General features: G+C 65.1%; 3 protein-coding genes and 1 pseudogene. 2 read left to right on the top strand and 2 right to left on the bottom strand.

The window, feature by feature from the left end:
* Positions 1-207, bottom strand: a pseudogene (locus tag EN738_RS33305) (histone deacetylase); the annotation flags it as partial.
* Between the two features lie 103 nt (positions 208-310).
* On the opposite strand from EN738_RS33305, the gene EN738_RS33300 reads away from it, so the two are divergent.
* Positions 311-1,648, top strand: coding sequence for an MATE family efflux transporter (locus EN738_RS33300; protein WP_189524296.1), 1,338 nt, complete (start codon positions 311-313; stop codon positions 1,646-1,648).
* Between the two features lie 19 nt (positions 1,649-1,667).
* Here EN738_RS33300 and EN738_RS33295 read toward each other — a convergent pair whose 3' ends face one another.
* Positions 1,668-2,102, bottom strand: a complete 435-nt coding sequence (locus tag EN738_RS33295) for a MarR family transcriptional regulator (protein ID WP_348627131.1) — start codon at positions 2,100-2,102, stop codon at positions 1,668-1,670.
* Between the two features lie 189 nt (positions 2,103-2,291).
* Between EN738_RS33295 and EN738_RS33290 the strand changes: the two genes are divergently transcribed.
* Positions 2,292-2,627, top strand: a 336-nt coding sequence (locus tag EN738_RS33290) for a VOC family protein (protein ID WP_127287254.1), incomplete at its 3' end; no start/stop codon positions are given.

The raw sequence follows: 2,627 nt of genomic DNA, 5'->3' as shown, positions 1-2,627 counted from the left end.
GGCCAGGACCTGGTCTACATAGTCGGCCGTGTGCGCCAGCTTCAGCCACGATGCCGGCGCCGGCTCGGGCATGGCGAGCGCGTCGCGGCTCGCCAGTCCGCGCGCCTCCAGCGCCTGCATCAGCAGCGGGTACTTGCTCATCGGGAAGCGGTGGTTGACGGCGAAACCGGCGTCATAGCCGGGGTGGTGGACGATCTGCAGCGGCATGCCAGCTCCGGGATTCGGTTGGCCGACGCCGGATCGTGATTGCGCGGCACCGGCAAACTGGGGCACATCGGTCGTCCGATCAAGCCGCCCTGAGGACCAGGTCCTGGATCAGCTATCGACATCGGCCGGCGGCCGGTCTTTCGCCGTAACCAACCGCTCGGTGCTTGCCATCGCCGTGCCGATGACGCTCGCCTATCTGACGACGCCGCTGCTCGGCATCGTCGATACGGCGGTGGTCGGCCAGTTCGGCGACGCCGCCCTGCTCGGCGGCCTGGCGGCGGGCGCGCTTGCCTTCGATGTCGTCTTCACCACCTTCAATTTCCTGCGCTCCGGCACCACCGGCCTCGTCGCCCAGGCGTTCGGGCGCGGCGACGCACTGGAAGAGCAGGCGGTGCTCTGGCGCGCCGTGCTGATCGCTATCGTCGCCGGCATCGTGCTCGCCGCGCTTGCGCCGGTGATCGCCATTGGCGGGCAAAAGTTCATGGGCGCCGAACCGCGCGTCAGCGAAGCGATGGCCGTTTATGTCCATATCAGGCTGCTCGCCGCGCCCTTCTCGCTGATCAACTACGCCATCCTCGGCTACGTGCTCGGGCGCGGCGAGGGCGGGCTGGGGCTGATGCTGCAGGCGGTGCTGAACGGCATCAACATCGCGCTTTGCTTCCTGCTCGGCCTGAAGCTCGGCTGGGGCGTGGCCGGTGTTGCCTGGGCGACCGTCACCGGCGAGTTCCTTGCCATGCTGCTCGGCCTCGCCATCGTCCTGCGTCGTTTCCGGAGGTTGGAGCGCCCCTCGCGCCAGCGCATCCTCGACCTGCCGGCCTACCGGCGCATGCTGTCGCTCAACCGCGACATCATGATCCGCTCCTTCTCGCTGCTCGCCGCCTTCGCGCTGTTCACCCGCCAGGGCGCGCAGTTCGGCACGGTGACGCTGGCTGCCAACGCGGTGCTGATGAACTTCTTCCTCATCGCCGGCTACTTCCTCGACGGCTTCGCCACCGCCGCCGAGCAGCTCGCCGGCCGCGCCATCGGCGCGGGCGCCGAAACGCCCTTCCGGCAAGCAGTGCGGCTGACCCTGTTTTGGGGTTTCGGCCTGTCGGGCGTCGCCACCATCGTGCTGCTGGTGGCCGGTGTCGATCTGGTTGGCCTGATCACGACATCGCCCGAGGTCCGCTCGGTTGCCGATACCTATCTGCCCTGGGCGGCGTTCACCGCGCTCAGCGGCGTGCTGGCGTTCCAGATGGATGGCGTCTTCATCGGCGCTACCTGGTCGCGCGACATGCGCAACATGATGCTCTTGTCGTTCCTCGCCTTCAGCGCCGCGCTGCTCACCCTGGCGCCGACCTTCGGCAACAATGGCCTGTGGGCGGCGCTGCATGTCTTCCTGCTGGTGCGCGGCGTGAGCCTGCTTATGGTTCTGCGGGTGCGGGCGCGGACTGCGTTTTAGGTAGTGCCGCCGCTCGGGATCAGGATCCGTTGACGCCGGGAGAGGTGACTGGTGGCGAGGACAACGTACCTAGAGGCCAGTGAGCAATTTCTTGAGCAGGGCGTTGAGAGTCTCCTGCTCCGACGGCGTCAGCACGGAGATCAATTGCTCTTCTAGCGGCCACCATTGGACCAATCAAATCGTCTATCGCACGCTTGCCACCAGTCGTTAGGGCAATTTGCTTGCCGCGCCGGTCCTTGGGATCGGGGCGTCGTTCAACCAGCCCGGCGCACTCCAGTCGATCCAGGCGGTTGGTCATGCCGCCCGACGAGATCATCGCCGATTCGTAAAGCTGCGTTGGCGAAAGCCTATAGGGTTCGCCGGAGCGCCTGAGCGGCGTCAGCACATCAAACTCACCTACATTCAGGCCTGATTCCGAAAGCAGCGGGTTCAGGTGATCGCGCGCGGCGGGCATCGAGCAGACGACCTACCATTTCAGGCAACACCGGAAGGTCGGGGCGCTCGCGAGCCCATTGCTTAGCCGCGGCCTCGGCACGACCCATTCGAATATTCTCTCAACAATATGTATCTTGACATCGAGATACATTGTATCTACTAACTTTACATCAAGACAATAGCGCAGGGCGCGGCGATGGAGAAAGCGATGTCCAGAATGATTTTCGTGAACCTGCCTGTGCGCGACCTGGCGGCGTCGACGGCGTTCTACGTGGCTCTAGGTGGCACCGTAAACCCGCAGTTTTCGGGCGAGAAATCTACCTCGCTCATGTTCTCGGACGCGATCGGGGTGATGCTGCTGAGCCATGACCACTATCGCGAATTCACCAAGCGCCCTATCGGCGACGCGCGGCGTGACAGTCAGGCAATGATCGCCCTCACGGTCGACGACCGCGCCGCCGTCGATGCAACGCTGACCAGCGCGGTTGCGGCGGGCGGTCGCGCCGATCCCAACCCGGCACAGGATCTTGGCTTCATGTATAAC

Origin of the sequence: Mesorhizobium sp. M4B.F.Ca.ET.017.02.2.1 (assembly GCF_003998955.1) — a bacterium.
Taxonomy (GTDB): Bacteria; Pseudomonadota; Alphaproteobacteria; order Rhizobiales; family Rhizobiaceae; genus Mesorhizobium; species Mesorhizobium abyssinicae.
The sequence above is the reverse complement of the archived record's forward strand: the minus strand, read 5'-3'. Positions and strand labels throughout refer to the sequence as shown.

Excerpts from the sequence above, each read along its gene's own strand:
- EN738_RS33295 (WP_348627131.1), bottom strand. The coding sequence starts at position 2,102 with ATGCCCGCCGCGCGCGATCACCTGAACCCGCTGCTTTCGGAATCAGGC.